This window comes from Actinoplanes sp. GCM10030250 (assembly GCF_042666575.1).
Taxonomy (GTDB): domain Bacteria; phylum Actinomycetota; class Actinomycetes; order Mycobacteriales; family Micromonosporaceae; genus Actinoplanes.
Genome location: NZ_JBHTDO010000016.1, coordinates 75067 through 98696, shown reverse-complemented (window position 1 = coordinate 98696; position 23630 = coordinate 75067). Strand labels below are relative to the sequence as shown.

26 protein-coding genes and 1 riboswitch are annotated in these 23630 nt (G+C 70.4%); of the genes, 18 read left to right on the top strand and 8 right to left on the bottom strand.

The window, feature by feature from the left end; genetic code table 11:
• Window positions 1–4 precede the first annotated feature (4 nt).
• Entirely contained in the window at window positions 5–931 is a 927-nt protein-coding gene (gene fmt / locus ACFQV6_RS21350) for a methionyl-tRNA formyltransferase (RefSeq protein WP_378029294.1), read from the top strand.
• Window positions 928–2400 carry an RsmB/NOP family class I SAM-dependent RNA methyltransferase gene (locus ACFQV6_RS21345; RefSeq protein WP_378029293.1) on the top strand — a complete coding sequence of 491 codons (1473 nt, stop codon included), beginning with the start codon at window positions 928–930 and terminating at the stop codon, window positions 2398–2400. Before fmt ends, ACFQV6_RS21345 begins: the two co-directional genes overlap by 4 nt.
• A 56-nt stretch (window positions 2401–2456) precedes the next feature.
• Here ACFQV6_RS21345 and ACFQV6_RS21340 read toward each other — a convergent pair whose 3' ends face one another.
• Window positions 2457–3644 carry an acyltransferase family protein gene (locus tag ACFQV6_RS21340; protein WP_378029292.1) on the bottom strand — a complete coding sequence of 396 codons (1188 nt, stop codon included), beginning with the start codon at window positions 3642–3644 and terminating at the stop codon, window positions 2457–2459.
• 60 nt (window positions 3645–3704) lie between these two features.
• On the opposite strand from ACFQV6_RS21340, the gene rpe reads away from it, so the two are divergent.
• Both rpe and ACFQV6_RS21330 read left to right on the top strand, forming a co-directional pair.
• Window positions 3705–4382 carry a ribulose-phosphate 3-epimerase gene (gene rpe / locus ACFQV6_RS21335; protein ID WP_378029291.1) on the top strand — a complete coding sequence of 226 codons (678 nt, stop codon included), beginning with the start codon at window positions 3705–3707 and terminating at the stop codon, window positions 4380–4382.
• Window positions 4383–4440: 58 nt separating this feature from the next.
• On the top strand, window positions 4441–5448 hold the full coding sequence (locus tag ACFQV6_RS21330) for a response regulator (RefSeq protein ID WP_378029290.1): 1008 nt from the start codon (window positions 4441–4443) through the stop codon (window positions 5446–5448).
• Here the strand turns inward: ACFQV6_RS21330 and ACFQV6_RS21325 are convergent.
• The gene (locus ACFQV6_RS21325) at window positions 5417–6103 is read right to left on the bottom strand and encodes a lysophospholipid acyltransferase family protein (RefSeq protein WP_378029289.1); all 687 of its coding nucleotides are present in this window, start codon (window positions 6101–6103) and stop codon (window positions 5417–5419) included. The two genes, ACFQV6_RS21330 and ACFQV6_RS21325, sit on opposite strands and share 32 nt — an antisense overlap.
• A complete protein-coding gene (locus ACFQV6_RS21320) occupies window positions 6100–6678 on the bottom strand; it encodes a TetR/AcrR family transcriptional regulator (protein ID WP_378029288.1) in 579 nt (192 codons plus the stop codon). The genes ACFQV6_RS21325 and ACFQV6_RS21320 overlap by 4 nt, the downstream gene beginning before the upstream one ends.
• Window positions 6679–6754: 76 nt before the next feature.
• Between ACFQV6_RS21320 and ACFQV6_RS21315 the strand changes: the two genes are divergently transcribed.
• The 5 genes from ACFQV6_RS21315 to ribH all read left to right on the top strand — a co-directional run bounded on the left by ACFQV6_RS21315 (window position 6755) and on the right by ribH (window position 11730).
• Complete coding sequence (locus ACFQV6_RS21315) at window positions 6755–7942, top strand: aminotransferase class V-fold PLP-dependent enzyme (RefSeq protein WP_378029287.1); 1188 nt, start codon at window positions 6755–6757, stop codon at window positions 7940–7942.
• 56 nt (window positions 7943–7998) lie between these two features.
• A riboswitch (FMN riboswitch) is annotated at window positions 7999–8180 on the top strand.
• A gap of 127 nt (window positions 8181–8307) precedes the next feature.
• Complete coding sequence (gene ribD, locus ACFQV6_RS21310; RefSeq protein ID WP_378029370.1) at window positions 8308–9384, top strand: bifunctional diaminohydroxyphosphoribosylaminopyrimidine deaminase/5-amino-6-(5-phosphoribosylamino)uracil reductase RibD; 1077 nt, start codon at window positions 8308–8310, stop codon at window positions 9382–9384.
• 20 nt (window positions 9385–9404) lie between these two features.
• Window positions 9405–10004 carry a riboflavin synthase gene (locus ACFQV6_RS21305; protein ID WP_378029286.1) on the top strand — a complete coding sequence of 200 codons (600 nt, stop codon included), beginning with the start codon at window positions 9405–9407 and terminating at the stop codon, window positions 10002–10004.
• Window positions 9997–11208, top strand: coding sequence for a bifunctional 3,4-dihydroxy-2-butanone-4-phosphate synthase/GTP cyclohydrolase II (locus ACFQV6_RS21300; protein ID WP_378029285.1), 1212 nt, complete (start codon window positions 9997–9999; stop codon window positions 11206–11208). Before ACFQV6_RS21305 ends, ACFQV6_RS21300 begins: the two co-directional genes overlap by 8 nt.
• A gap of 45 nt (window positions 11209–11253) precedes the next feature.
• Window positions 11254–11730 (top strand): 6,7-dimethyl-8-ribityllumazine synthase, encoded by a 477-nt coding sequence (gene ribH, locus ACFQV6_RS21295; RefSeq protein ID WP_378029284.1) that lies wholly within the window; start codon window positions 11254–11256, stop codon window positions 11728–11730.
• Window positions 11731–12209: 479 nt separating this feature from the next.
• Here ribH and ACFQV6_RS21290 read toward each other — a convergent pair whose 3' ends face one another.
• The 3 genes from ACFQV6_RS21290 to ACFQV6_RS21280 are packed head-to-tail and all read right to left on the bottom strand — an operon-like array spanning window position 12210 to window position 14679.
• Window positions 12210–12950, bottom strand: coding sequence for an amino acid ABC transporter ATP-binding protein (locus tag ACFQV6_RS21290; RefSeq protein WP_378029283.1), 741 nt, complete (start codon window positions 12948–12950; stop codon window positions 12210–12212).
• Window positions 12950–13810, bottom strand: a complete 861-nt coding sequence (locus ACFQV6_RS21285; RefSeq protein ID WP_378029282.1) for an amino acid ABC transporter permease — start codon at window positions 13808–13810, stop codon at window positions 12950–12952. The genes ACFQV6_RS21290 and ACFQV6_RS21285 overlap by 1 nt, the downstream gene beginning before the upstream one ends.
• Complete coding sequence (locus ACFQV6_RS21280; RefSeq protein ID WP_378029281.1) at window positions 13807–14679, bottom strand: ABC transporter substrate-binding protein; 873 nt, start codon at window positions 14677–14679, stop codon at window positions 13807–13809. The genes ACFQV6_RS21285 and ACFQV6_RS21280 overlap by 4 nt, the downstream gene beginning before the upstream one ends.
• Before the next feature lie 72 nt (window positions 14680–14751).
• Between ACFQV6_RS21280 and ACFQV6_RS21275 the strand changes: the two genes are divergently transcribed.
• The 9 genes from ACFQV6_RS21275 to pheT all read left to right on the top strand — a co-directional run bounded on the left by ACFQV6_RS21275 (window position 14752) and on the right by pheT (window position 22572).
• Window positions 14752–15021 carry a phosphoribosyl-ATP diphosphatase gene (locus ACFQV6_RS21275; protein WP_229072420.1) on the top strand — a complete coding sequence of 90 codons (270 nt, stop codon included), beginning with the start codon at window positions 14752–14754 and terminating at the stop codon, window positions 15019–15021.
• Window positions 15022–15063: 42 nt separating this feature from the next.
• A complete protein-coding gene (gene hisG / locus ACFQV6_RS21270; protein WP_378029280.1) occupies window positions 15064–15906 on the top strand; it encodes an ATP phosphoribosyltransferase in 843 nt (280 codons plus the stop codon).
• Entirely contained in the window at window positions 15906–16352 is a 447-nt protein-coding gene (locus tag ACFQV6_RS21265) for a PH domain-containing protein (protein ID WP_378029279.1), read from the top strand. The genes hisG and ACFQV6_RS21265 overlap by 1 nt, the downstream gene beginning before the upstream one ends.
• Window positions 16353–16682: 330 nt before the next feature.
• On the top strand, window positions 16683–17291 hold the full coding sequence (gene infC / locus ACFQV6_RS21260; RefSeq protein WP_378029278.1) for a translation initiation factor IF-3: 609 nt from the start codon (window positions 16683–16685) through the stop codon (window positions 17289–17291).
• Window positions 17292–17386: 95 nt separating this feature from the next.
• Window positions 17387–17581 (top strand): 50S ribosomal protein L35, encoded by a 195-nt coding sequence (gene rpmI / locus ACFQV6_RS21255; RefSeq protein WP_361022612.1) that lies wholly within the window; start codon window positions 17387–17389, stop codon window positions 17579–17581.
• Between the two features lie 37 nt (window positions 17582–17618).
• Complete coding sequence (rplT, locus tag ACFQV6_RS21250) at window positions 17619–18011, top strand: 50S ribosomal protein L20 (RefSeq protein ID WP_378029277.1); 393 nt, start codon at window positions 17619–17621, stop codon at window positions 18009–18011.
• 74 nt (window positions 18012–18085) lie between these two features.
• On the top strand, window positions 18086–18859 hold the full coding sequence (locus ACFQV6_RS21245; RefSeq protein WP_378029276.1) for a TrmH family RNA methyltransferase: 774 nt from the start codon (window positions 18086–18088) through the stop codon (window positions 18857–18859).
• 181 nt (window positions 18860–19040) lie between these two features.
• Window positions 19041–20102, top strand: a complete 1062-nt coding sequence (gene pheS / locus ACFQV6_RS21240) for a phenylalanine--tRNA ligase subunit alpha (protein ID WP_378029275.1) — start codon at window positions 19041–19043, stop codon at window positions 20100–20102.
• 4 nt (window positions 20103–20106) lie between these two features.
• On the top strand, window positions 20107–22572 hold the full coding sequence (gene pheT / locus ACFQV6_RS21235; RefSeq protein ID WP_378029274.1) for a phenylalanine--tRNA ligase subunit beta: 2466 nt from the start codon (window positions 20107–20109) through the stop codon (window positions 22570–22572).
• A 130-nt stretch (window positions 22573–22702) separates the two neighbouring features.
• On the opposite strand, the gene ACFQV6_RS21230 is transcribed toward pheT, so the two are convergent.
• Both ACFQV6_RS21230 and ACFQV6_RS21225 read right to left on the bottom strand, forming a co-directional pair.
• Window positions 22703–22870, bottom strand: coding sequence for a hypothetical protein (locus ACFQV6_RS21230; protein WP_378029273.1), 168 nt, complete (start codon window positions 22868–22870; stop codon window positions 22703–22705).
• Between the two features lie 42 nt (window positions 22871–22912).
• Complete coding sequence (locus tag ACFQV6_RS21225) at window positions 22913–23626, bottom strand: SDR family oxidoreductase (protein ID WP_378029272.1); 714 nt, start codon at window positions 23624–23626, stop codon at window positions 22913–22915.
• Window positions 23627–23630 lie beyond the last annotated feature (4 nt).

Here is a 23630-nt window from a genome sequence, read left to right as displayed (position 1 = left end):
TCGGGTGCGCCTGATCTTCGCCGGGACGCCCGCCGTGGCGTTGCCCAGCCTGGACGCGATCGCCGCCTCCGGACACGAGTTGCTCGCCGTCGTCACCCGGCCCGACGCGCCCGCCGGCCGGGGCCGCAAACTGGTCCGCTCGCCGGCCGGTGCGTGGGCCGACGAGCGTGGCATCGAGGTGCTCACGCCGGAGAAGCCGCGCGACCCCGAGTTCCAGGAGCGTCTGCGTGCGCTGGCGCCCGACTGTGTGCCGGTGGTGGCGTACGGCGCTCTGGTCCCGCCGTCCGCCCTGGAGATCCCGAAGCGCGGCTGGGTGAACCTGCACTTCTCGCTGCTGCCCGCCTGGCGCGGTGCGGCGCCCGTGCAGCACGCCGTTCTGCACGGTGACGAGGTGACCGGCGCCAGCGTCTTCGAGCTGGAGGCCGGCCTCGACACCGGTCCGGTCTACGGGACGCTGACCGACCAGATCCGGTTCAACGACACCTCCGGTGACCTGCTCGACCGGCTGGCCGTGGAGGGTGCGGGCTTGCTCGTCGCGGTGCTCGACGCCATCGAAGCGGGTACCGCCCGGGCACATCCGCAGCCGGCCGACGGGATCTCGTTCGCGCCGAAGCTGACCGCCGACGACGCCCGGGTCCGCTGGGACGATCCGGCGTTCGCGGTGGACCGGCGGATCCGCGCGTGCACGCCGGCGCCGGGCGCCTGGACGACGCTGCGCGACGAGCGGCTCAAGCTGGGTCCGGTGCGGCCGGTTGCCAACGCCCCGCACCTGAAGCCGGGCGAGCTGCTGGTGGAGCGCAAGCAGGTATTGGCTGGTACGGCCACCACCCCGGTGATGCTGGGTGAGGTGCGTGCCGCCGGGAAGAAACCGATGTCCGCCACCGACTGGGCGCGCGGCATGCGAATCGAAGCAGGGGAGAAACTGGCGTGACCGAGCACAGGGCTTCGCGGCCACACGGCAGCGGCCGCCCGAGCCGGCCGGGCGGACCGGGGTACTCCCGGGACGATCGCAGTGGCCGGGCCCCGCGCGCCGGTCGCCCGCCGTCGGATCCGGCGCGGCAGGCGGCGTACGAGGCCATCGCTGCCGTGCACCGCGACGACGCGTACGCGAACCTGGTCCTCTCCGAGATCCTCGACGGGATGGGCCTGCACGGGCGGGATGCGGCGTTCGCGACCGAGCTGACGTACGGGACTCTGCGTGCCCTCGGCACCCTGGACCTGATCGTCGCCGCGGCCGCCGGGCGTGAGGTCGCCCGGATCGACCCGCCGGCCCGGGACGCGCTGCGGCTCGGCGCGTACCAGCTGCTCTACACCCGGGTTCCGGCGCACGCCGCGGTGAACCAGACGGTCGACCTGGTGCGTTCGGTGGCGCCGGGCGCGGCCGGGTTCGCCAACGCGGTGATGCGCACGATCTCCGAGACGACGCTCGACGCCTGGCTGGAGCAGGTCGCCCCGGACTACGAGAACGACCCGATCGCGAACCTCTCGGTGATGCACCACCACCCTGAGTGGATCATCCGGTCGTTCTCGGAGGCGCTCGGCGGCGACCTGGAGGAGACCGCGCGGCTGCTCATCGAGGACAACCAGCCGCCCACCGTGCACCTGTGCGCCCGTCCGGGCCGGGTCGACGCGGTCGACCTGGCGGACGAGGCGGACGGCGTTCCCGGGGCGTTCTCGCCGTACGCGGTCTATCTGAACGGCGGCGCGCCCCGCAACCTGGCGTCGATCCGGCAGGGCCGGGCGCACGTGCAGGACGAGGGTTCGCAGCTGGTGGCGGCCGCGCTGCTGGCCGCGCCGATCGAGGGCCGGGACACCCGCTGGCTCGACCTGTGCGCGGGCCCGGGCGGCAAGACCGGCCTGATGGGCGCGATCGCCGCGGGCCGGGGTGCGGAGGTCACCGCTGTCGAGGTGGCGGAGCACCGGGCCCGGCTGGTGGAGCAGGCGACCGAGGGGATGCCGGTGACGGTGTTCCCGATGGACGGGCGTTCCGTCGGGCGCGACCCCGACCTGCCGGAGGAGGCGTTCGACCGGGTGCTGGTTGACGCGCCGTGCACCGGGCTGGGTTCGCTGCGCCGCCGGCCGGAGTCGCGCTGGCGGCGGACGCCGGCCGACCTGCCGCCGCTGACGAAGTTGCAGCGGGAGCTGCTAGTGGCAGCGTTGCGAGCGGTCCGCCCGGGTGGCGTGGTGGCTTATGTGACGTGCTCCCCGCACATGGTGGAGACCCAGGTGACGGTCAGCGAGGGTGCCCGGCGCAGCGGCGTCGAGGTCGACTTCGTGGACGCCCGGCCGCTGCTGCCGCCGGGGATGCCGGGGCTGGGCGCGGGGCCGACGGTGCAGTTGTGGCCGCACCGGCACGGCACTGACGCGATGTTCCTGGCGGTACTGCGCCGCACAAGCTGAGCAAAGCCGCGAGCTGACGAAAAAGGCCGGGCCCGAATGGGGCCCGGCCTTCGGCGTCAAGGCGTGGGCGCAGCCTGCGCAGGGATCGGCGCCGAAGCTGGAGGGGCCGGGGAAGCCGGAGGGGCCGGGGAAGCCGGGGAAGCCGGAGGAGCCGAGGGATCACCGCGACGGAGATCAACAGACGCCTGCTCCAGCTTCCGCCGCAACACCCGCGCCACCGGCTTCTCGATCACCCGATGCAGCAGATAAGCCGCCACCAGCATGAACGCCGTAACCGCCACCAGCACCACCGGCCGCGGCGCCATGTCCCGAACGCCGTGAACAACCGTCCACCCGACGTACTCGTGCAGCAGATAGAACGGATAGGTCAACAGCCCAGCCGTGGTCAGCCACCGCCACTGGATCCGATCCGTCCACCCCAGCGCGATCACCAGCAACACCAAGAAGAACCCGGTCACAAGAACCGCACCCACCTTGGGCAACAGCTCCGCGTCGATCTTCGACCCGACGTGCAGCACCCTCCGGGCGGTCCAGTACTGCGCGAGCACGAACGACGCCCCGAGCAGCCCCCACAGCAGGATGTCCGACCCGAACCGGTGGATCAGGTAGAGGGCGATACCCGCCACGAAGAACGGGGCGTACTCCGGCTGGAGGAGCACCTTGAGCAGCGGGATCTCCGCTTCCGCGGCGAGCATCGAGGTGAACAGCCAGGCGTACCCGAAGATGATCGTGCTGCGCAGCGTGAGCCCGCGCCAGACCACCACCGAGAACAGCGTGTAGAAGAGCGCCTCGCTCCACAGGGTCCAGTAGACGGCGTCCACCCGGGGGGCGTCGATCGCGCCCTGGAGCATGGTGAAGTTGAGCAGGATCTCGTACCAGCGGGGGTGGTCGCGGACCGTCGGCCAGACGGTCAGGACCGCCGTGGTGATCAGGATGGCGGCCCAGTAGGCGGGGAAGAGCCGGACGATGCGGGACCGGAAGAACGCCCCTGTCGTGCGGCCCCAGCTGCTCATGCAGATGACGAAGCCACTGATCATGAAGAACAGCTCGACGCCCAGCCAGCCGTACTGGCTGGCCTGGTGCAGCACCGGGAAGGCGGTCTCCGGGCGGACTCCCCAGGTGTCCTCGACCCCGGGCACGTATCCGGTGAAGTGATACATCGCCACGGCCAGGGCGGCGATCAGGCGCAGGCCGTCGATGAGCGCGAGTCGCCCACCGGTACGCGGGACGGAGTTGCTGGGCATGGCGGGTGATCCTAGTCAGGGCGGGACCGGCGCACAGACCGCAGGTCATACACTTCAGCCGTGGAACCGACGCCGATCATCGCGCCCAGCATCCTCGCCTCGGACTTCTCCCGTCTGGGTGACGAGGTCCGCGCCATCGAGGGTGCCGCCGACTGGGTGCACGTGGATGTCATGGACAACCATTTCGTTCCGAACCTCACGATCGGCCTGCCGGTGGTGCAGAGCCTGCGCAAGGCGACGAACATCCCGTTCGACGTGCACCTGATGATCACCGACCCGCAGCGGTGGGCCCCGAGTTATGCCGAGGCGGGCGCCTACAACGTCACGTTCCACGCCGAGGCCTGTGACGACCCGGTGGAGCTGGCCAGGACGCTGCGTGCGGCGGGTGCCAAGGCGGGCCTGGCGATCGACCGGGACACGCCTGTCGAGCCGTACCTGGAGTTGCTTCCGTACCTCGACACCGTCCTGATCATGACGATCAAGGCCGGCTTCGGTGGTCAGGCGTTCATGCCGGAGATGCTGCAGAAGGTGCGTGACGTGCGCCGCCGGATCGCGGTGAACGACCTGCAGGTCCGCATCGAGGTGGACGGCGGCATCGCGGCCGACACCATCGAACAGGCTGCTGAGGCGGGTGCCGACGCGTTCGTCGCGGGCACCGCGGTCTACGGCGCCGAGGACCCGGCGAAGGCCGTACAGAAGCTTCGGGCTCTTGCCGCCGCCAAAATGGGGGTGGCGTGACCACCGGGTTCGGGCCCATCATCGGAATTCATGCCCCGGCGTAGTCCAGGAAGGTGCGATGAGCACGGCTGAGCCGCAACCCGATGTGGACCCTCTGGAGCTGGAGCCCGAACCGGGTCCCGACTTGATCATGGTGGTCGACGACGACAAGGACATCGCCAGCTTCGTCGAGTTCAACCTCCAGATGCAGGGTTACGAGGTGATCCGGGCCAAGGACGGCCAGGAGGCGCTCGAGCTGATGGAGACGCTGACGCGCCGGCCCGACCTGGCGATCGTCGACTGGATGATGCCGCGGATGGACGGCGTGAAGCTGATCCAGCAGTTGCGGGCCGACCCGCTGCTGTCGGCACTGCCGGTGATCATGCTGACCGCCAAGTCGATGACCGTGGACAAGGTTCTCGGTTTCAAGGCGGGCGCCGACGACTACCTGGTCAAGCCGTTCGACACCGAGGAGCTGATGGCCCGGGTCGACACCACACTGCGGCGCAACAAGGAGTTCCGCGAGGTGTCGCCGCTGACCGGGCTGCCGGGTAACGCCCGGGTCCGGCGGGAGATCAGCGACCGGATGCGGGCCGGCGGCGACTACTCGGTGGGCTACATCGACGTCGACCGGTTCAAGAGCGTGAACGACGTCTACGGGTTCGACCGCGGTGACGAGTTCATCACGGCGCTGGCCCGTAGCCTGCAGCGAGCGGCGGGCAAGACCGGGAAGCCGTCGATCTTCCTCGGTCACATCGGTGGCGACGACTTCGTTTTCATCTGTGCGCCGGACCAGGTCCTGCCGCTGACCAAGCGCACCGTCACCGACTTCGAGCAGGCAGCCGACCGGCTCTACGAGCCTCAGGACGCGCAGCGCGGTTACATCGAGGTTCCCGATCGGCGGGGCAACAAGCAGAAGGCCGCCCTGGTCACGTTGTCGATCGGTGTCGCGCAGGCCACGGCCGACGGGCGCCGGTTCACCGACCCCCGTGTGGTGATCGCCGTCGCGTCCGAGATGAAGAAGGTCGCCAAGTCCCAGCCGGGGTCGTACGTGGCTATCGATCGTCGCCGGAGTGAGGCGGAGTAGACGGCGTAGGCGGAGTAGACGGCCGGGCGTAGGCGGGAACGTATTCCTGCCCGCTCAGCGACTGGATCCGGGCGACCAGGTCGTCGGTCATGGCACGGACGTCGGCGGGGCTGATGTCCGGGTCGGGTGTCGGCAGGGCCTCGCCGAAGGTGATGGAGATCGGGCGGATCAGCGGTCCGCCGGGGCGGGTGCCGCGGATGCCGACCGGGATCAGCGGCACGCCGGCCTGGGCCGCGAGGCGTACGGCTCCGGTGCGGCCGCGGTAGAGGCGGCCGTCGGGGGAGCGGGTGCCCTCCGGGAAGACGGCGACCAGGCCGCCGGAGCGCAGGATCGGTTCGGCGGCGGCGAAGGCGGTGAGGACCGCGCGGCCGCCGCCCCGCTCGACGGGGATGGCGCCCATCCCGGTGACCACCCGGCGGGTGAGCCCGCCGCGCACGCCGGTGGCCTTGAAGTACTCCGCCTTGGCCCAGAAGGCGATGTGGCGCGGTGTCGTGATGCCCAGGAAGAACTGGTCGCCGATCGAGAGATGGTTGGGGCAGATGATGGCGCCGGTGCCGGCCGGGATGTTCTCCAGGCCGGTGACGGCTGGGCGCCACACCGTGCGGGCCAGTGCGCCGAGGGTGCGGTCGGTCAGCGCGTACAGCGGCGGTTTCATGCGGTGTCTCCCAGGTGGGCGGTGAGGATGGCATCGAGGAACGGGGCCGGGTCGGTGGCGCCGGTGGCGAGTTGCAGGCTGCCCCAGTTGCGCAGCTGCGCCATGCCGTGCAGGGCGGACCACAGTGCGCCGGCGGTGATCTCGGGTGGCTGTTCGGAGCGTGGGCGGGCCTCGGCGATCAGGTCGACGAGCAGCCGGAACAGGGGCAGGCCGGCCTGGCGCAGGCCGAGGTAGCCGCTCTGCAGCAGGTCGTGGCGGAACATCAGCTCGAACATGCTCCGGTTCGTCTCGGCGAAGCTGACGTAGGCGTGAGCGAGCGCGGTGATCCGGGACCGGGGGTCGGCCGGCGTGCGCGCGATGGCGCCGGCGATGTCGCGGGACAGGTCGCCGAAGCCGGAGCGGGCGATGGCCGAGAGCAGCGACAGGTGGGTGGGGAAGTAGCGGCGGGGTGCGCCGTGGGAGACCCCGGCGCGCCGGGCGATCTCGCGCAACGACAGAGCATCAGGGCTTTCGGTACGCAGAAGCTCCGCACCCACCCGGACGAGCCTCGCCTGCAAGTCGTCGTCAGCGGGCATGGACAGTGTCTACCAGTCGGCGTAGACACTGTCTACTACCGCTGCGAATCCGCGCCGGGCGTGGCAGGGTGCGGTGATGGATGTTGCCGCACTGCGCGCGATCACGCCCGGCTGCAAGCACCGCAACCACCTGAACAACGCGGGCGCGGCCCTGATGTCGCAGCCCACGATCGAGGCGATGCTCCGGCAGCTGCGGGCCGAGGCCGAGATCGGCGGCTACGAGGCCGCGGGCGCCGCCCAGGAGCAGATCGACGACGCGTACGCCGCACTGGCCGAACTGCTCGGCGGGCGCCCCGGCGAGATCGCCCTGTTCGACAACGCCACCCACGCGTGGCAGGCCGCGTTCTACTCGCTGCGGCTCGGTCCCGGCGACCGGATCCTCACCAGCCGCTCGGAGTACGGCAGCAACGTCCTGGCCTACCTCCAGGTGGCCCGCCGCACCGGCGCCGAGGTCGTGGTGGTGCCGAACGACGAGTACGGGCAGGTGGACACGGTCGCGCTGGCCGGCCTGATCGACGACCGGACCCGGCTGGTCGGGCTCTCCCACGTGCCGACCTCCGGTGGGCTGGTGAACCCGGCGGCCGAGGTGGGCCGGGTCGCCCGGGCGGCGGGCGTGCCCTATCTGCTGGACGCCACCCAGTCGGCGGGCCAGTTCCCGGTCGACGTGCGGGCGATCGGCTGCGACATGCTCTGCGGCACCGGCCGCAAGTTCCTGCGCGGACCGCGGGGCACCGGCTTCCTCTGGGTACGCGACTCGTTCCTGGACAACCTGGATCCGCACGTGGCCGAGATCCGCTCGGCGGAGTGGGACGGCGCGCGCGGCTTCACCTGGGTGCCGGGAGCCCGCCGGTTCGAGACCTGGGAGAACAGTTACGTCAACACGATCGGGCTGGCGGTGGCCGTACGCCAAGCCCTGGATCTCGGTCTGGAAGAGATCGGCGAGCGCACCGTCGAACTCGGTGCCCGGATGCGCGGCCTGCTCGACGACATCCCGGGCGTGACCACTTACGACCTCGGCGAAGTGCGCTGCGCGATCGTGACCGCGAAGGTCCAGGGGGTCCCGGCGGACGAGGTGGTGACCCGCCTGGCGGCTGCCGGTGTCAACGTCACCGCCACCGAGCCGTTGGACAACCAGTTCGACAACGAGTTCCGCGATGTGCACCCGATGGTGCGATTCTCTCCGCACTACTACAACACTGTTAACGAGCTGGAGAATGCTGCCGCCCTGGTCGCAGCCATGGTCAGACAGCCGGATGTGAAGTAGCTCGCCCTCCTGGTGGCAAATCCGCCGGCGCGTGCAAGACTCGGGGTTGACCCACCACGCGCTGGCGGGACTCGGTGAAATTCCGAACCGGCGGTGATCCGACGCGCAAGCATCGGTAAGCCCGCGACCCGGACGTCGATACCCTTCGGCGGACGGTGGACCTGGTGAGAATCCGGGGCCGACGGTTGATCAGGCGGCGAGCCGCTCGATCAGACAGTCCGGATGGGAGACAGCGCGCGGAATCGGACGGTCGTGCCCTCGTGGCCCGATCATCTCCGGGGTGCGCGAAGCGTACCCTTGTGCCCGGTTCCCGGCGTTATCTCCCAACCCCTCCGCGCGTGACCGTGCCGCGCGAGAGGACCACGATGGTGACCGAGGACGAGGCGATGCGCCGCGCGATTGCGCTGGCCGGCCGGGGCCTCGGCACGACCAGCCCGAACCCGGTCGTCGGCTGCCTGCTGCTCGGGCCCGACGGCGAGGTGGTGGGCGAGGGCTTCCACGCCTACGCGGGCGGCCCGCACGCCGAGATCGTCGCCCTGGCGCAGGCCGGTGAGCTGGCGCGGGGCGGCACCTGCGTCGTCACCCTCGAACCGTGCAACCACACCGGCCGGACCGGCCCGTGCTCGGAGGCGCTGATCGCCGCCGGGGTGCGCCGGGTGGTGATCGCCGTCGACGACCCGACACCGGTGGCGGCCGGCGGGGCGGCCACGATGCGGGCCGCGGGCCTGCAGGTGGCGACCGGGGTGCGCCGTCAGGAGGCCGAGCTCGGCAACGTCGCCTGGCTGACCGCGGTGCGCCGGGGCCGGCCGTTCGTGACCTGGAAGTTCGCCGCCACCCTGGACGGGCGTTCGGCCGCGGCGGACAAGACCAGCCAGTGGATCTCCTCGGCCGAGTCGCGTACCGACGTGCACGTGCTGCGCAGCACGGTGGACGCGATCGTCGTCGGCGTCGGGACGGTGCTCGCCGACGACCCACAGCTGACCGTCCGTGACCTTCGGGACGGCACGCTGGCGATCAAGCAACCACTCCGGGTCGTTGTCGACTCGTCCGGCCGTACCCCCGAAAACGCCCGGGTGCGAGACGCGGCCGCACCCACCTGGATCGTCACCGCGGCCGCCGCCGGCGCCGGGCCGGAAGGCCGGGTCGACCTGATCGCCCTGCTCACCGGCCTGTATGCCCGCGGCATCCGCAACGTGCTCCTGGAGGGCGGCCCCACGCTGGCCGGCGCGTTCCTGGCGGCCGGGCTGATCGATCGCGTGGTCGGCTATGTGGCACCGAAACTGCTCGGCTCGGGGCGCGCCGCCCTCGTCGACGCGGGTGTGGAAACGATCGCCGACGCGATCGAGCTGGACTTCACCGACATCGCGCAGATCGGCGGCGACCTGCGTTTCACCGCAAACCTGCGGCCCAAGCCTTCCGACCACCCCGCCCACCACCCATAAGCGGAAGAAGGATTCCCGAAATGTTCACAGGCATCGTCGAGGAACTCGGTGAAATCGTCCGCCTGACGGAGGGCGCCGCCGACTCCGCGGTCATCGCGGTACGCGGCCCGCTCGTCACGTCGGACGCCCGCGACGGCGACTCGATCTCGGTCAACGGCGTCTGTCTCACCGTGATCGACAACGTCGACGGCGTGTTCACCGCCGACGTGATGGGTGAGACGCTGCGCCGCTCCTCGCTCGGAGCGCTCCGGACCGGCAGCAACGTCAACCTGGAGCGGGCCGCCACCGTCGGCAGCCGCCTCGGCGGTCACCTGGTCCAGGGCCATGTCGACGGCGTCGCGACGATCGTCGCGCGCGAGCCGGCCGACCAGTGGGAGGTGGTGCGCTTCTCGCTCCCCGCCGACCTCGCGAAATACGTGGTGGAGAAGGGTTCGATCACCGTTGACGGTGTGTCGCTGACCGTCATGGAGGTCACCGAGGACACCTTCTCGGTCGGGATGATCCCGGCCACCTCCAAGCACACCGTGCTGGGGAGCAAGGGCATCGGCGAACCGGTCAACCTCGAGGTCGACGTGATCGCCAAGTACGTCGAGAAGATGCTGGGGAGCCGAAATGTCTGAGAGCATCGAGCGTGCCATCGCCGCGATCAAGGCCGGCCGGCCGGTCATCGTGGTGGACGACGAGGACCGCGAGAACGAGGGCGACCTCATCTTCGCGGCCGAGCACGCCACCCAGGAACTGGTCGCCTTCATGGTCCGCTACACGTCCGGCTACATCTGCGTGGCGATCCCGGAGGCCGAGGCCGACCGCCTCGAACTGCCACCGATGTACCACACGAACCAGGACGCCAGGGGTACCGCCTACGCCGTCACCGTCGACGCCCGCACCGGCGTGAGCACCGGCATCTCGGCCGCCGACCGGGCACGGACCATCAGCCTGCTCGCCTCCGCGGAGACCCAGCCGAGCGACCTGTCCCGCCCCGGGCACATCGTGCCGCTGCGGGCCCGTTCCGGCGGGGTGCTGCGCCGCCCCGGGCACACCGAGGCGTCGGTCGACCTGGCGGTCCTCGCCGGCGGCCGGGCCGCCGGTGTCCTCTGCGAGATGGTCAACGACGACGGCACCATGCAGCGCCGCCCCGACCTGGAGAAGTTCGCCGCCGAGCACGACCTGGTGCTGATCACCATCGCCGACCTGGTCACCTACCTGCGCGAGCGGGAGGACAGCAGCCGGATCGAGCGGGTCGTCGAGACGAAGATGCCCACCGAGCACGGCGTCTTCACCGCTGTCGGCTACCGCACCGCGGCGGACGAGGGCGAGCACGTCGCGCTGGTCTTCGGTGACCTCGGCGACGGCGCGGACGTGCTGGTCCGGGTGCACTCCGAGTGCCTCACCGGTGACGTCTTCGGCTCCAAGCGCTGCGACTGCGGCCCACAGCTCGACGCGGCCCTGGAACGGGTCGCCGAGGCGGGGCGCGGTGTGGTGCTCTACATGCGCGGGCATGAGGGGCGCGGTATCGGGCTGTTGCACAAGTTGCAGGCGTACCAGCTGCAGGACCGCGGTTTCGACACGGTGGACGCGAACCTCGAACTGGGCCTGCCGGCCGACGCCCGCGACTACGGAACCGGCGCGCAGATCCTCTACGACCTGGGCGTGCGCTCGATGCGGCTGCTCACGAACAACCCGGCCAAGCGGGCCGGCCTGGAGGGGTACGGGCTGACCGTCACCGGCCGTGAGTCGCTGCCGGTGCGGCTGCACCCCGAGAACGTGCGGTACCTGCGGACCAAGCGCGACAGAATGGGCCACCTGTTCGAGGCGTTGGGCTGACTCTTCCCTCCCGAGAGGGAACAATGACGAAAAAGGGGGACTTACATGGCCGGCTTCGGTGATCCGCACATGCAGACCGTCGACGCTGCCGGGCTCAGGCTCGGCATCGTCGGCTCCCGCTGGCACAGCGACCTCGTCGACCACATGATCGAGCGGGCGAGAGCCGCAGCCGAGGCGTGCGGCGTCCGCGAGGTCTTCGTCACCCGGGTGGCCGGCTCCGTCGAACTCCCGGTGGTCGCCCAGGCGATGGCCCGCAAATACGACGCCGTGGTCGCCCTCGGCGTCGTGATCAAGGGCGAGACGCAGCACTTCGAATACGTCTGCGAGGCGGTCACCACCGGCCTCACCCGGGTCGCCCTCGACGAGGGCACACCAGTCGCACACGGCGTGCTCACCGTCGGGAGCCTCGGCCAGGCGCGCGATCGCGCCGGCCTGGAGGACTCCATCGAAGACAAGGGCTGGCAAAGCACAGTAGCCGTCCTAGACGCCGCCCTCTCCATCCGCGAAGTCCAAAAAGCCTAGTTCAGCAGCAAACTCAAGACCGTCTTCCGTCGCATTCCGTCGCGTTCCGTCGCATCCGTCGCGTTCCGTCGCGTCTTCAAATCGCAAGATCGAAACCCACAGTCAAGATCTTTTTCTCGTACGGTCGACGCAAAGCTCTCCACCGTCCACGCGAGCCGGCTGCCCACTCCAGGCTCTGCCGCGCCCGCCGGGCTGACCTGCCGCGAGACCTCACCCCACCCCCAGCTGGCTCTCAGCGGGGCTTTTCGGGCGCGGGGGCCCCGCTCACGGCCAGCCGGTCAGCTCGGCTGGCTCTCAGCGGGGCTTTTCGGGCGTGGGGGCCCCGCTCACGCCCAGCCGGTCAACTCGGCTGGCTCTCAGCGGGGCTTTTCGGGCGTGGGGGCCCCGCTCACGCCCAGCCGGTCAACTCGGCTGGCGCTCGGCGGGGCTTTTCGGGCGCGGGGGCCCGCTTAAGGCCAGCTGGTCGGGTTTGGGGTGGGTTAGAGGCGGCCGGCTTCGATTATTCGGGAGAGGAATTGGCGGGTTCGGGGTTCGGTGGGGTCGCCGAGGACCTGGGCTGGCGGGCCCTGCTCGAGGACCCGGCCGCCGTCGAGGAAGGCGACCCGGTCGGCCACCTGCTTGGCGAAGCCCATCTCGTGGGTGGCCAGCACCATCGTCATGCCCTCGCCCTTGAGGTCGCGGATCATGGTGAGCACCTCGCCGACCAGTTCCGGGTCGAGCGCCGACGTGACCTCGTCGAGCAGTAGCAGCCGCGGGTTGTTCACCAGGGCGCGGACGATGGCGACCCGCTGCTGCTGGCCACCGGAGAGCCGGTCCGGGTAGGCGTCGGCCTTGCCGGCCAGCCCGACCCGGTCCAGCCAGGTCAGCGCCTGCTCCTTCGCCTGTGCGGCGGGCCGCTTGTGGACGCGGGTCGGGGCGAGCGTGATGTTGTCCAGCACGGTCATGTGCGGGAACAGGTTGTACGCCTGGAAGACCAGCCCGATCTTCTGGCGTACCCGATCCGGGTCTGCCCTGGGGTCGGTGATCTCGTCACCGTCGAGCGTGATGGTGCCGTCGTCGATCTGTTCGAGCAGGTTGACGCAGCGCAGCAGGGTGGATTTGCCCGAGCCGGAGGCGCCGATCAGGGCGACCACCTCGTGCTCGTCGACGTCCAGGTCCAGGCCGTCGAGGATCGCGTGGTCGCCGAACGACTTGTGGACGCCGTCGCAGGACAGCAGCATCAGGACCCCGCGTTCTGGCGGCGGGCCGCGCGCAGGGTCACCCAGTCGGTGACCGCGATGAGCGGCAGGGCGAGCAGGACGAAGAGCACACCGGCCACCACGTACGGGGTGAAGTTGCCGGTCTCGGCGACACCGATCTGGGCGGCCCGGATGGCGTCGATCGGGCCGGCCAGGGAGATCAGGCCGACGTCCTTCTGCAGCGCCACGGTGTCGTTGAGCAGCGGGGGAGCGACCCGGCGTACCGCCTGGGGCAGCACCACGTGGCGCATCGCCTGCCGATAGCTGAGTCCGAGCGAGCGGGCGGCGGCGATCTGGCTGGGGTGCACCGACTCGATGCCGGCCCGGAACACCTCGGCGAGGTAGGCGCCGTACGTGATGATGATCGCCGCCGCACCGAGGACCAGCACGTCAGGGGTGCCCTGCAGGCGGAGGCCGGGAATGCCGAAGGCGAACAGGTAGATCACGATGATCAGCGGGAGTCCGCGGAACGAGTACGTGTAGCCGGTGGCGATAGCCCGTACCGGAAAAAAGACCGGACCGCGCAACGTGCGCAGCACCGCGACCAGAAGCCCCAGCGCGAGCGCCAGCGATGCGCACACCACCAGCAGCCGCACGTTGAGCCAGAGGCCGTCCAGAATGTCCGGCAGGTATTTGCGGGCGACATCCGGGTCGAAGAACGAGGTCTTGACCCGTTCCCACCCGGGCGCGCCGGTGATCGCGACGGTGAGCAGCGTCCCCACGACGGCGGTCGAGAGCGCCGCGAGGAGGACGGAGCGGATCGCCTGCCGGCGGCGGTAGGCGACCCGCTCCTGTTGCCTGGCGGAGGCAACGTGGTGCTTTGCGGATGGAACGCGGCTCACTGGAGTTCGGGTGCTCCGGCGGTGTCGGCGAGCCAGGTCTTCTCCAGCACGGCCAGGGTGCCGTCCTGACGGAGCTGGTCGACCGCCTTGCTGACGCAGCCGGTCAGCGGCGAGCCCTTGTCGAGCACGATGCCGAACTGCTCGGGCACGCCGACCTGCGGCAGCTGGCCGATGATGACGCCGTTCTCCAGCTCGGCCCCGGTCATGTAGAAGGCGGTCGGCAGGTCCACGACGATGCCGTCGACGGTCCCGTTCTCCAGGGCCTTCTTGGCGTCGTCGTTGTTGTTGAACACCGACGGCTTGCCGGTCGGCTTGATCAGGTCGGTGATCGCCTGGTAGCTGGTGGTGCCGACCTGGGCGCCGAGCTTGGCGCCGCGCAGGTCGGCGATCGACTTCGCGCCGGCGATCTTCGAGCCCTTGGTGGTGATCACCGTCTGGCGCACCAGGTAGTACGGCGAGGAGAAGTCCACCGCCGCCTTGCGCTCGTCGGTGATCGAGAACTGGTTGACGTCGATGTCGAACGCCTTGGGGCCGGGGGCGATCGCGTTGTTGAAGGTCACCGTGGTCCAGACCACGTTGGCGGTCTGGTAGCCGAGGCGCTCGGCGACCTCGTAGGCGACGGCAGACTCGTACCCCTTGCCGTTGTCCGGCTTGTTGTCACTGAACCATGGCTCGTACGCGGGGTTGTCGGTGCCGATGGTGAGCTTGCCCGGTGCCTTGGTGTGGAGCTGGCCGGGCGCGCAGGCGTCGGCGGAGGCCGAGGCGGGGGCTCCGGCGGTGGTGTCTTCCTCAACGGGAGAGCAGGCGGTGACGGCGGCGAACAGGACCGCGACGCCGCCCAGTGTCACGGGGGTGAATCGGCTGACCATGCCGGGCAGCTTAGAAGACGTCCCAACCGCTGGGGGCGTTCGTCGTCAAGACGTGATGAGCTGCCACAATCGTTGCTCGTGAAGACGTTCGAAGAACTGTTCGCCGAGCTGCAACGCAAGGCGGCGGAGCAGACCCCCGGTTCGGGCACCGTCGAGGCGCTCGAACGCGGAGTCCACTTCATCGGCAAGAAGGTCGTCGAGGAGGCGGCCGAGTCGTGGATGGCGGCCGAGCACGAGGGCCCCGAGCGCGCCGCCGAGGAGATCTCCCAGCTGCTCTACCAGGCTCAGGTCCTGATGATCGCCACCGGACTCGAGCTGAAGGACGTGTACCGACATCTGTGACGGGCGCCCCTGACCGTTACCTCGATCGAAGGAGCACGTCCGATGCTGCGCATCGCCATTCCCAACAAAGGCACCCTGTCCGGCCCGGCCTCGCAGATGTTGCGGGACGCCGGCTACCGCCAGCGCACCGACCCCAAAGACCTGATCTGCCGTGACGAAGCCAACAACGTCGAGTTCTTCTACCTGCGGCCGCGTGACATCGCCACCTACGTCGGCTCCGGTGACCTGGATCTCGGCATCACCGGCCGGGACCTGCTCGTCGACTCCGGTGTTCCGGCGACCGAGCTGCTCGACCTGAACTTCGGCGGCGCGACGTTCCGCTGGGCCGCCCCGGCGGGTGGCCTGACGAGCGCCGGCGAGATCGGCGGCCGGCGGATCGCGACCGCGTACCCCGGTGTGGTCAATCGGTACCTGACCGACAACGATCTCAAGGCCGACGTCGTGCGCCTGGACGGAGCGGTGGAGAACGCGGTCCGGCTCGGTGTGGCCGACCTGATCGCCGACGTGGTGGAGACCGGCGCGACGCTGCGCCAGGCGGGGCTCGTCACGATCGGCGAGCCGATCATGCGGTCCTCGGCGATCCTGATCGGGCGCGGCGAGCAGACGCCGAACGGCGCCTCGCAGCTGCTGCGGCGCCTCCAGGGCGTGCTCGTCGCGCGAAACTTCGTGATGCTGGCGTACGACGTCCGCGCCGACCTGCTCGACCAGGCCACCAGCCTGACCCCCGGCATCGAGTCGCCGACTGTCTCACCGCTGCACCGGGAGGGCTGGGTCGCCGTGCAGGCGATGGTCCAGCGCAGCAGCGTGCACCGGGTGATGGACGAGCTCTACGAGCTCGGCGCCCGGGCCATCCTCGTCACCGACATCGCCAACTGCAGGCTGTGATGACCGCTGTGACTTTCCGGCCCAAGAGGATCCGCGTCGTGGCGATCCCGGCGGCGGCGGCCGTCGCGATCCTGTTCATCGTTCTCAGCTTCGGGCTGAAGGGCAACGCCGGGTTCGAGGACGCGCGGATGAGCTTCCAGCGCGGTGACCAGGCCGCCATGATTGGGCTGGGCCTGCTGCTCGGCCTGGGCATCCTGACGTTCTGCCGGCCGCGGGTCGTCGCCGACGACGAGGGTGTGCACATCCGCAACGTGGTGGGCGGCTACGACCTGCCCTGGTCGGTGGTCCGCGCGGTCCGGTTCGACCGGAATTCGGCGTGGGCGCATCTGGAGCTGCACGACGACGAGCAGGTGGCGATCCACGCGTTGCAGGCGGTCGACAAGGACTACGCGGTGGACGGAGTCCGTACGCTCCGGGCCTTGCATTCTGCCGCTTCGGACGCCTGATAGACTGGCCGCTAGTCGACCACGCCCTGCGGTTTTAGCGGGGCGCGAAAGAGGAGCCCGCTAGGTTCCCACCCGAGTCACTTCAGTGGCCGGGTCCGGTCTCCCCGGCAGGGGCTGCGCTCTACGGAGCGCATCCTGTGCCGGGCGCGCGTCCTTCTCGGACGCCGATGACCGGTCCAGCGGGCCCCGCCATTGGCGGGGCCTTCTGCTTTCCCGGCGTCCCGCTCCGGCGGGGCACTCGGGGCCGACCGACATTGGCATCACCGGCCACGCATCGTGGCGGGTGAGAGAACAACGTTCTGAGGAGGCCCCATCAGCGTCGAACCACGCGTGAACGAACAGATCCGGGCTCGTGAGGTCCGTCTGGTCGGTCCGGAGGGTGAGCAGGTCGGCATCGTGCCGCTCGAGCGCGCTCTTCAGCTGGCTGCGGATGTCGACCTGGACCTGGTCGAGGTTGCTCCGATGGCGCGGCCGCCGGTGTGCAAGCTCATGGACTTCGGAAAGTTCAAGTACGAGAGCGCACTCAAGGCCCGCGAAGCACGGCGCAACCAGCAGCAGACCGTCATCAAGGAAATGAAGCTGCGGCCGAAGATCGACCCGCACGACTACGAGACCAAAAAGGGTCACGTGGTGCGGTTCCTCAAGGCGGGCGACAAGGTCAAGGTGACGATCATGTTCCGCGGGCGTGAGCAGAGCCGCCCCGAGCTGGGCTTCCGGCTTCTCCGCCGGCTCAGCGAGGAGATCTCCGAGCTCGGTTTCGTGGAGGCCAGTCCGAAGCAGGACGGCCGGAACATGATCATGGTGCTGGCACCTCACCGGGCCACCAAGGCCGCCGCAGCGGCAGCCGTCGCAGCGGGCGCCAAGCCTGCCCGTGAGCCGCGCGAGGGCGACCCCGCCGACATCGAGTCGGCCGCTCCTGCCGACACCATCGCAGAGTGAGGTTCGTTCCCGACCTGCCGTCGTGAGCGGAGCTCGACAGTCAGCTTTTCCCCGTGTCCCCCCGGTCGCGGGGAAAGATCAGAAAGAGGCGTCAAGTGCCGAAGATGAAGAGCCACACCGGCATGGGTAAGCGGGTGAAGGTCACCGGCAAGGGAAAGATCGTGCGCGAGCAGGCCGGCAAGCGTCACCTGCTGGAGCACAAGAGCTCCCACGTCACCCGCCGGATGACCGGCACGGTCACCGTGGCCAAGGCCGACACCCCGCGAGTGAAGAAGCTTCTGGGCCGCTGACGCGAGCCTGACCAGTTCCCCAAAGGAGTAACTAGAAATGGCACGCGTCAAGCGGGCGGTAAACGCCCAGAAGAAGCGCCGCACTCTGCTCGAGACCGCGAGCGGCTACCGCGGTCAGCGCTCCCGCCTGTACCGCAAGGCCAAGGAGCAGGTGCTGCACTCGATGCAGTACGCGTACCGCGACCGCCGTGACCGCAAGGGCGACTTCCGCCAGCTGTGGATCACGCGCATCAACGCGGCCGCTCGCGCCAACGGCATGACCTACAACCGCCTCATCCAGGGCCTGAAGCTGGCTGAGGTGGAGGTCGACCGCAAGATCCTGGCCGACCTCGCGGTCCACGACGCCGTCGCGTTCGCCGGCATCGTCGAGATCGCTCGTGCGGCCGTCGCGGCCGAGGGCACCGGCGGCGCCGCCGCGCAGGCTGCCTGATTTCGCGTAGCACTTTTTGTGCCGAGCGCCTCCCGAGAAGTCGGGAGGCGCTCGGCCGTTATGGATCGGTGCAGATGTTCACACCCCGTACCCCCAGAATCGTCGCGGCCCGGCGCTTGCAGCGCCGTAAGGATCGCGACCAGAGTGGCCGCTTCCTCGCCGAAGGGCCGCAGGCTGTGCGCGAGGCGCTGGCCGCCGGTGCCGTGCTGGAGCTGTTCGGCACCCCCGGCGCGCTGGAGCGGTACGCCGACCTGGCCGCGCAGGCGCCGGAGGTTTCCGCGGCCACCGACGAGGCACTCGCCGCGATCGCCGAGACCGTGCACCCGCAGGGCCTGGTCGCGGTCTGCGAGCGGGTCGACGTGCCGATCGGTGAGGCCCTCGCGAAGCGCCCGCGCCTGGTCGCGGTGGTCGCCGAGATCCGCGACCCCGGCAACGCCGGAACGGTGCTGCGTACGGCGGACGCGGCGGGTGCGAGCGCGGTGATCTTCGCCGGCGACGCCGTGGACCCCTACAACGGCAAATGTGTACGGGCCTCGGCCGGCTCGCTGTTCCATGTGGACGTCGTCCGCGCCCCGCTGTCCGTGATCGATCTTTTGCAGGACACCGGGTTGCAGGTGCTCGCCACCAGCGGCACCGGCGACGACGACGTGGATTCGCTGCTGGACGGCGGCCTGCTGGGGTCACCGACCGCCTGGCTCTTCGGCTCCGAGGCGCACGGGCTGCCGGAACCTCTTCTCGCGGCCGCCGACCGGCGCGTACGGGTACCGATCTACGGGGGTGCGGAGAGCCTGAACCTGGCCGCCGCGGCCGCCGTCTGCCTATATGCGTCGGCTCGTGCGCAGCGCTGACGGTATGCTGGCCCGCATGTCAGGTCTTCTGTTTAGCCGGCCCGCTGGTCGCGGGCGCCGGGTCTGACACTCTCCTGCGCGAACTTCGCTGACCGGCGGGCTGCGGCCACGCCGCGCCTCCGTACACTGCCGATGGCCCTGTCCTGGATGACACTGCCGGTGTGAGGGAGTTCGCTCTAACATGTCCTACCGCAACGATCCGTACGATCCCAAGCAGGCCGCCCTGCTTGCGCCCGAGGCGCTCGAGGCCGCGGTGACCGACGCCGAGAAGGCGTTCGCCACGGCCACCGACCTCGACGCGCTCGCCGCGCTGAAGCCCGCGCACCTCGGCGACCGCTCGCCGGTGTCGCTCGCCCGCCGGGAGATCGGCTCGCTGCCGCCGGCCGCGAAATCCGACGCCGGCAAGCGGGTGAACGTCGCCCGGCAGGCCGTGCAGGCCGCCTACGACGCCCGCCTCACCGAGCTGGAGGCCGACCGCGCCGCCCGGGTGCTGGTCGAGGAGCGTGTCGACGTCACCCTGCCGTGGACCCGGCGCCCGCGCGGCGCACGGCACCCGCTGACCACGCTCATGGAGCACATGGGTGACGTCTTCATCGGTATGGGCTACGACATCGTCGACGGTCCCCAGCTGGAGCTGGAGTGGGCCAACTTCGACGCGCTCAACATCGGGCCGGACAACCCGGTGCGCGGGTCCTCCGACACGTTCTTCGTGGACGTTCCGGGGCTGGTCATGCGTACGCACACGTCGCCGGGTCAGGTGCGCACGATGCTCGACCGGCAGCCGCCGATCTACGTGGTGAGCCCCGGCCGGGCGTACCGGACCGACGAGCTCGACGCCACGCACAGCCCGGTCTTCCACCAGATCGAGGGCCTGGTCATCGACGAGGGCATCACGATGGCGCACCTGCGGGGCACCCTGGACCACTTCGCGAAGGCGATGTTCGGGCCGGACGCGCGTACCCGCTGGCGGCCGCACTACTTCCCGTTCACCGAGCCGTCCGCCGAGTTCGACGTCTGGTTCGCCCAGCACCGTGACGGCCCGCGCTGGGTCGAGTGGGGCGGCTGCGGCATGGTCAACCCGCGGGTGCTGACCGCCTGCGGCATCGACCCGACGCGCTACTCGGGCTTCGCCTTCGGCATGGGTGTCGAGCGGACCCTGATGTTCCGCAACGGCGTCAGCGACATGCGCGACATGGTCGAGGGCGACGTACGGTTCACCACGAACTTCGGAATGGAGTCCTGAAGCGATGAAGACGTCACTGTCGTGGCTGCGCGAGTATGTCGAGCTGCCCGCGGGGATCACCGCTTCGGAGCTGGACACGGCGCTGACCAACCTCGGCATGGAGGTCGAGGGCATCGTCGACCAGGCCGGCACGATCCTCGGTGACCTGGTGGTCGGCCGGGTGCTGACCATCGAGGAGCTGACCGGCTTCAAGAAGCCGATCCGGTTCTGCACGGTGGACGTCGGCCGCTCGGCTCCGCAGGAGATCGTCTGCGGTGCGCGCAACTTCGCCGAGGGCGACCTCGTGGTGGTCATCCTGCCCGGGGGCGAGCTGCCGGGCGGGTTCAAGATCGGTGCGCGCAAGACGTACGGGCGGAACTCGAACGGCATGATCTGCTCGGCCGCCGAGCTGGGCCTGTCCGGGGATCACTCCGGGATCATCGTGCTGCCCGCGGGCTCGGCTGAGGTCGGTGTGGACGCCCGGCCGGTGGTCGGGCTCGACGACGTGCTGGTCGAGGTCGAGATCACCCCGGACCGGGGTTACGAGATGAGCGTCCGCGGTATCGCGCGGGAGCTGGCCACGTACTACTCGGTGGCTTTCACCGACCCGGTCGGCGCCTCTCCCGCCGGGACCGCTGAGAAGCCGTATCCCCTCGTGGTGGAAGACACCGTCGGCTGTGACCGGTTCGCGGCGCGCGTGGTCCGCGGCATCGACCCGGCGGCCCAGTCGCCGGAGTGGATGCAGCGGCGGCTGATCCAGGCCGGGATCCGGGCCATCTCGCTGCCGGTCGACATCACCAACTACCTGATGCTCGAGTACGGCCAGCCGATGCACGTCTTCGACCTGGACCTGCTCCGCGGCGCCCTGCTCGTGCGCCGTGCCCGCCCCGGCGAGAAGCTCACCACGCTGGACGGTGTCGTCCGCGTCCTCGACGCCGAGGACATGGTGATCTGCGACGAGACCGGGCCGATCTCGCTCGCCGCGGTGATGGGCGGCGAGACCAGCGAGTGGCAGCCGGGCACTGTCAACGTGCTGCTCGAAGCCGCACACTGGGACCCGATCATGGTCGGGCGTACCGCGCGGCGGCACAAACTGTTCAGCGAGGCCGCCAAGCGCTGGGAGCGGGGCGTCGACCCGCAGGCCGCCCTGCCGGCACTGCGGCGAGCCGTCGAGATCCTGACATCGCACGCGGGTGGGACGGTGGACGAGCGGGTGCTCGACATCGACCACATCGTCGCGCCCGCGCCGATCACGCTGCCGGCTGAGCTGCCGTCGCGGATCATCGGGCTGCCCTACTCGGCGTCCCGGGTGGCGGAGCTGCTGACCACGATCGGCTGCGAGGTGAACGGCGACACGGTCGTCCCGCCGAGCTGGCGGCCCGACCTGCTCGCCCCGATCGACCTGGTCGAGGAGGTGGCGCGGCTCGGCGGCTACAACGACATCCCGAGCGTGCTGCCGCCGGCCGGCAGCAGCAACGGGCTGACCACGGCCCAGAAACGGCGCCGCTCGGTAGGCCGGGCGCTCGCCGAGAACGGGTACGTCGAAGTGCTGTCCTACCCGTTCGTCGCCCCCGGCACGGCCGACGCCCTCGGCCTGCCGCCGTCGGATCCCCGGCGCAGCGCGGTCCGGCTCACCAACCCGCTGTCGGAGGAGGAACCGCTGCTGCGGACCAGCCTCCTCGCCCCGCTGCTCGGCACCCTCAAGCGCAACCTCGGCCGCGGCCGGCGCGACGTGGCGCTCTTCGAGACCGGAACGGTGTTCCTGCCGCACCTGACCGAGACGGCGCCGCCGTCGCTCGGCGTGGACCGCCGCCCCACCGACGAGGAGTGGGCGGCTGCCAACACGATCGTGCCGTCGCAGCCGTGGCACCTCGCCGTCGTGCTGGCCGGCGACGTCGAACCCGCCGGCTGGTGGGGTCCGGGCCGGGCCGCGACCTGGGCGGACGCCATCGAGGCCGCGCGCGTCACCCTGAGTGCCGCGGGCATTGCGGAAAACCGGGTCACCGTACGGTCAACCGAGCGCGCACCGTGGCACCCCGGCCGCTGCGCAGAGATCCTCGTCGACGATCAGGTCACCGGCCACGCGGGCGAACTCCACCCGGCCGTGATCGCCGCCTTCGACCTGCCCAAGCGCACCGCGGCGGCCGAACTGAACCTGGACGCCCTGCCCGACGTCCCGGTCGTCGACGCACCGCGGATCTCCACCTTCCCGCCGGCGCTGATCGACGTGGCGCTGGTCCTGGACGCCGCGGTCCCCGCGGCCGAGGTCCAGGCCGCCCTCACCGAGGGCGCGGGCTCGCTGCTGGAGTCGGTGTCGCTGTTCGACGTCTACGAGTCGCCGCAGCTGGGCGAGGGGAAGCGGTCGCTGGCCTACAAGCTGACGTTCCGCGCCCCGGACCGGACCCTCACCTCCGAGGAGACGATCGCCGCCCGCGACGCCGCGGTGGCACTCACCGCCTCCCGCCACAACGCCACCCTCCGAGGCGCCTGACCGGGATTGCGCGCGACCGAGTCTCAATGCTCGTGATCGAGTCTCGGTCGCGCGTGATCAGCGCTTTCCCGCCCTCGACGACAGCGCCGGCACACCGTGTTCCCCGGCGCTCCGTTCCGGCGCTCTGGTCTCAGCGCTGTTGGAGCAGGCGCCGGGCGTGCGGGCGTTCGTCCTGCTCGACGCGGGCGCAGCCGGATTCGAGGAGCTGCCAATCACCGGCGGCAAGTGCCGCGTCGATCCGCTCCCGCACCTCGTCGACACGGTGCGGCTCCGTGGCGAAGAGGATCCGCAGCCGCAACTGATCACCGTCGGGATGCGCGGCGGTGTGGTGCGGAGCGAGCTAGTCGATCGTGTGGCCGCCGTTCACCGTGATCCGCTCACCGGTGATGAAGCGGGAAGCGTCCGACGCCACGAACGCCACCACGTCGGCGATGTCCGCGGGAGTCCCGATCCGGCCCAGCGGCACCTCCGCCACATATCCGGCCGTGTCCGCCTCGCCGTGCCGTTCGACCGGGATCCAGCCGGGCGCCACCACGTTCACCGTTACGCCGTACGCGCCCAGCTCCCGAGCCCACGTCCGGGCCAGCCCGATCTGCGCCCCCTTGGCGGCGTTGTAGGCCGACGCGCCGGGGAGGGCCCGCTCGAACGAGTCGGACCCGATGTGGATGAACCGCCCGCCGCCCAGCTCCTTCATGCCCGGCAGCGTCGCCGCGAGCAGCAGCGTCGGGCTCTTCACGAAGAACTCCAACTGGTCGAGGTGGTCCTGCCAGGTCACCTGCTCGGCCGGGCCGGTCGGCTGCGGCCCGGTGGCGTTGGCGACGACGACCCGCACCGGGCCGAGCTGTCCGGTGGCGGCCGCGACGAGTTCCCGTACGGAAGACTCGTCAGTGACGTCTCCCCGCAGCGCCGCAGCCCGGCCGCCCGCCGCGATGATCTCCTCGGCGATCTTCTCGGCGCCGTCGGCGTCACTGCGGTAGTTGATCGCAATCGGCCATCCGTCGGCGGCGAGGCGGCGGGCGATGTGCGCGCCGAGGCCACGCGAGGCTCCTGTCACGAGG

What these genes read in the sequence shown, in the direction of transcription:
- rplT (WP_378029277.1), top strand. Translation starts at nt 17,619, where the DNA reads ATGGCACGCGTCAAGCGGGCGGTAAACGCCCAGAAGAAGCGCCGCACT.
- ACFQV6_RS21290 (WP_378029283.1), bottom strand. Translation starts at nt 12,950, where the DNA reads ATGCTGCTGTCCTGCGACGGCGTCCACAAGTCGTTCGGCGACCACGCG.
- hisG (WP_378029280.1), top strand. Translation starts at nt 15,064, where the DNA reads ATGCTGCGCATCGCCATTCCCAACAAAGGCACCCTGTCCGGCCCGGCC.
- ACFQV6_RS21320 (WP_378029288.1), bottom strand. Translation starts at nt 6,678, where the DNA reads ATGCCCGCTGACGACGACTTGCAGGCGAGGCTCGTCCGGGTGGGTGCG.
- ribH (WP_378029284.1), top strand. Translation starts at nt 11,254, where the DNA reads ATGGCCGGCTTCGGTGATCCGCACATGCAGACCGTCGACGCTGCCGGG.
- ribD (WP_378029370.1), top strand. Translation starts at nt 8,308, where the DNA reads ATGGTGACCGAGGACGAGGCGATGCGCCGCGCGATTGCGCTGGCCGGC.
- ACFQV6_RS21325 (WP_378029289.1), bottom strand. Translation starts at nt 6,103, where the DNA reads ATGAAACCGCCGCTGTACGCGCTGACCGACCGCACCCTCGGCGCACTG.
- ACFQV6_RS21305 (WP_378029286.1), top strand. Translation starts at nt 9,405, where the DNA reads ATGTTCACAGGCATCGTCGAGGAACTCGGTGAAATCGTCCGCCTGACG.
- pheT (WP_378029274.1), top strand. Translation starts at nt 20,107, where the DNA reads ATGAAGACGTCACTGTCGTGGCTGCGCGAGTATGTCGAGCTGCCCGCG.
- ACFQV6_RS21280 (WP_378029281.1), bottom strand. Translation starts at nt 14,679, where the DNA reads ATGGTCAGCCGATTCACCCCCGTGACACTGGGCGGCGTCGCGGTCCTG.
- ACFQV6_RS21315 (WP_378029287.1), top strand. Translation starts at nt 6,755, where the DNA reads ATGGATGTTGCCGCACTGCGCGCGATCACGCCCGGCTGCAAGCACCGC.
- ACFQV6_RS21245 (WP_378029276.1), top strand. Translation starts at nt 18,086, where the DNA reads ATGTTCACACCCCGTACCCCCAGAATCGTCGCGGCCCGGCGCTTGCAG.
- ACFQV6_RS21300 (WP_378029285.1), top strand. Translation starts at nt 9,997, where the DNA reads ATGTCTGAGAGCATCGAGCGTGCCATCGCCGCGATCAAGGCCGGCCGG.
- ACFQV6_RS21340 (WP_378029292.1), bottom strand. Translation starts at nt 3,644, where the DNA reads ATGCCCAGCAACTCCGTCCCGCGTACCGGTGGGCGACTCGCGCTCATC.
- ACFQV6_RS21330 (WP_378029290.1), top strand. Translation starts at nt 4,441, where the DNA reads ATGAGCACGGCTGAGCCGCAACCCGATGTGGACCCTCTGGAGCTGGAG.
- ACFQV6_RS21265 (WP_378029279.1), top strand. Translation starts at nt 15,906, where the DNA reads ATGACCGCTGTGACTTTCCGGCCCAAGAGGATCCGCGTCGTGGCGATC.
- pheS (WP_378029275.1), top strand. Translation starts at nt 19,041, where the DNA reads ATGTCCTACCGCAACGATCCGTACGATCCCAAGCAGGCCGCCCTGCTT.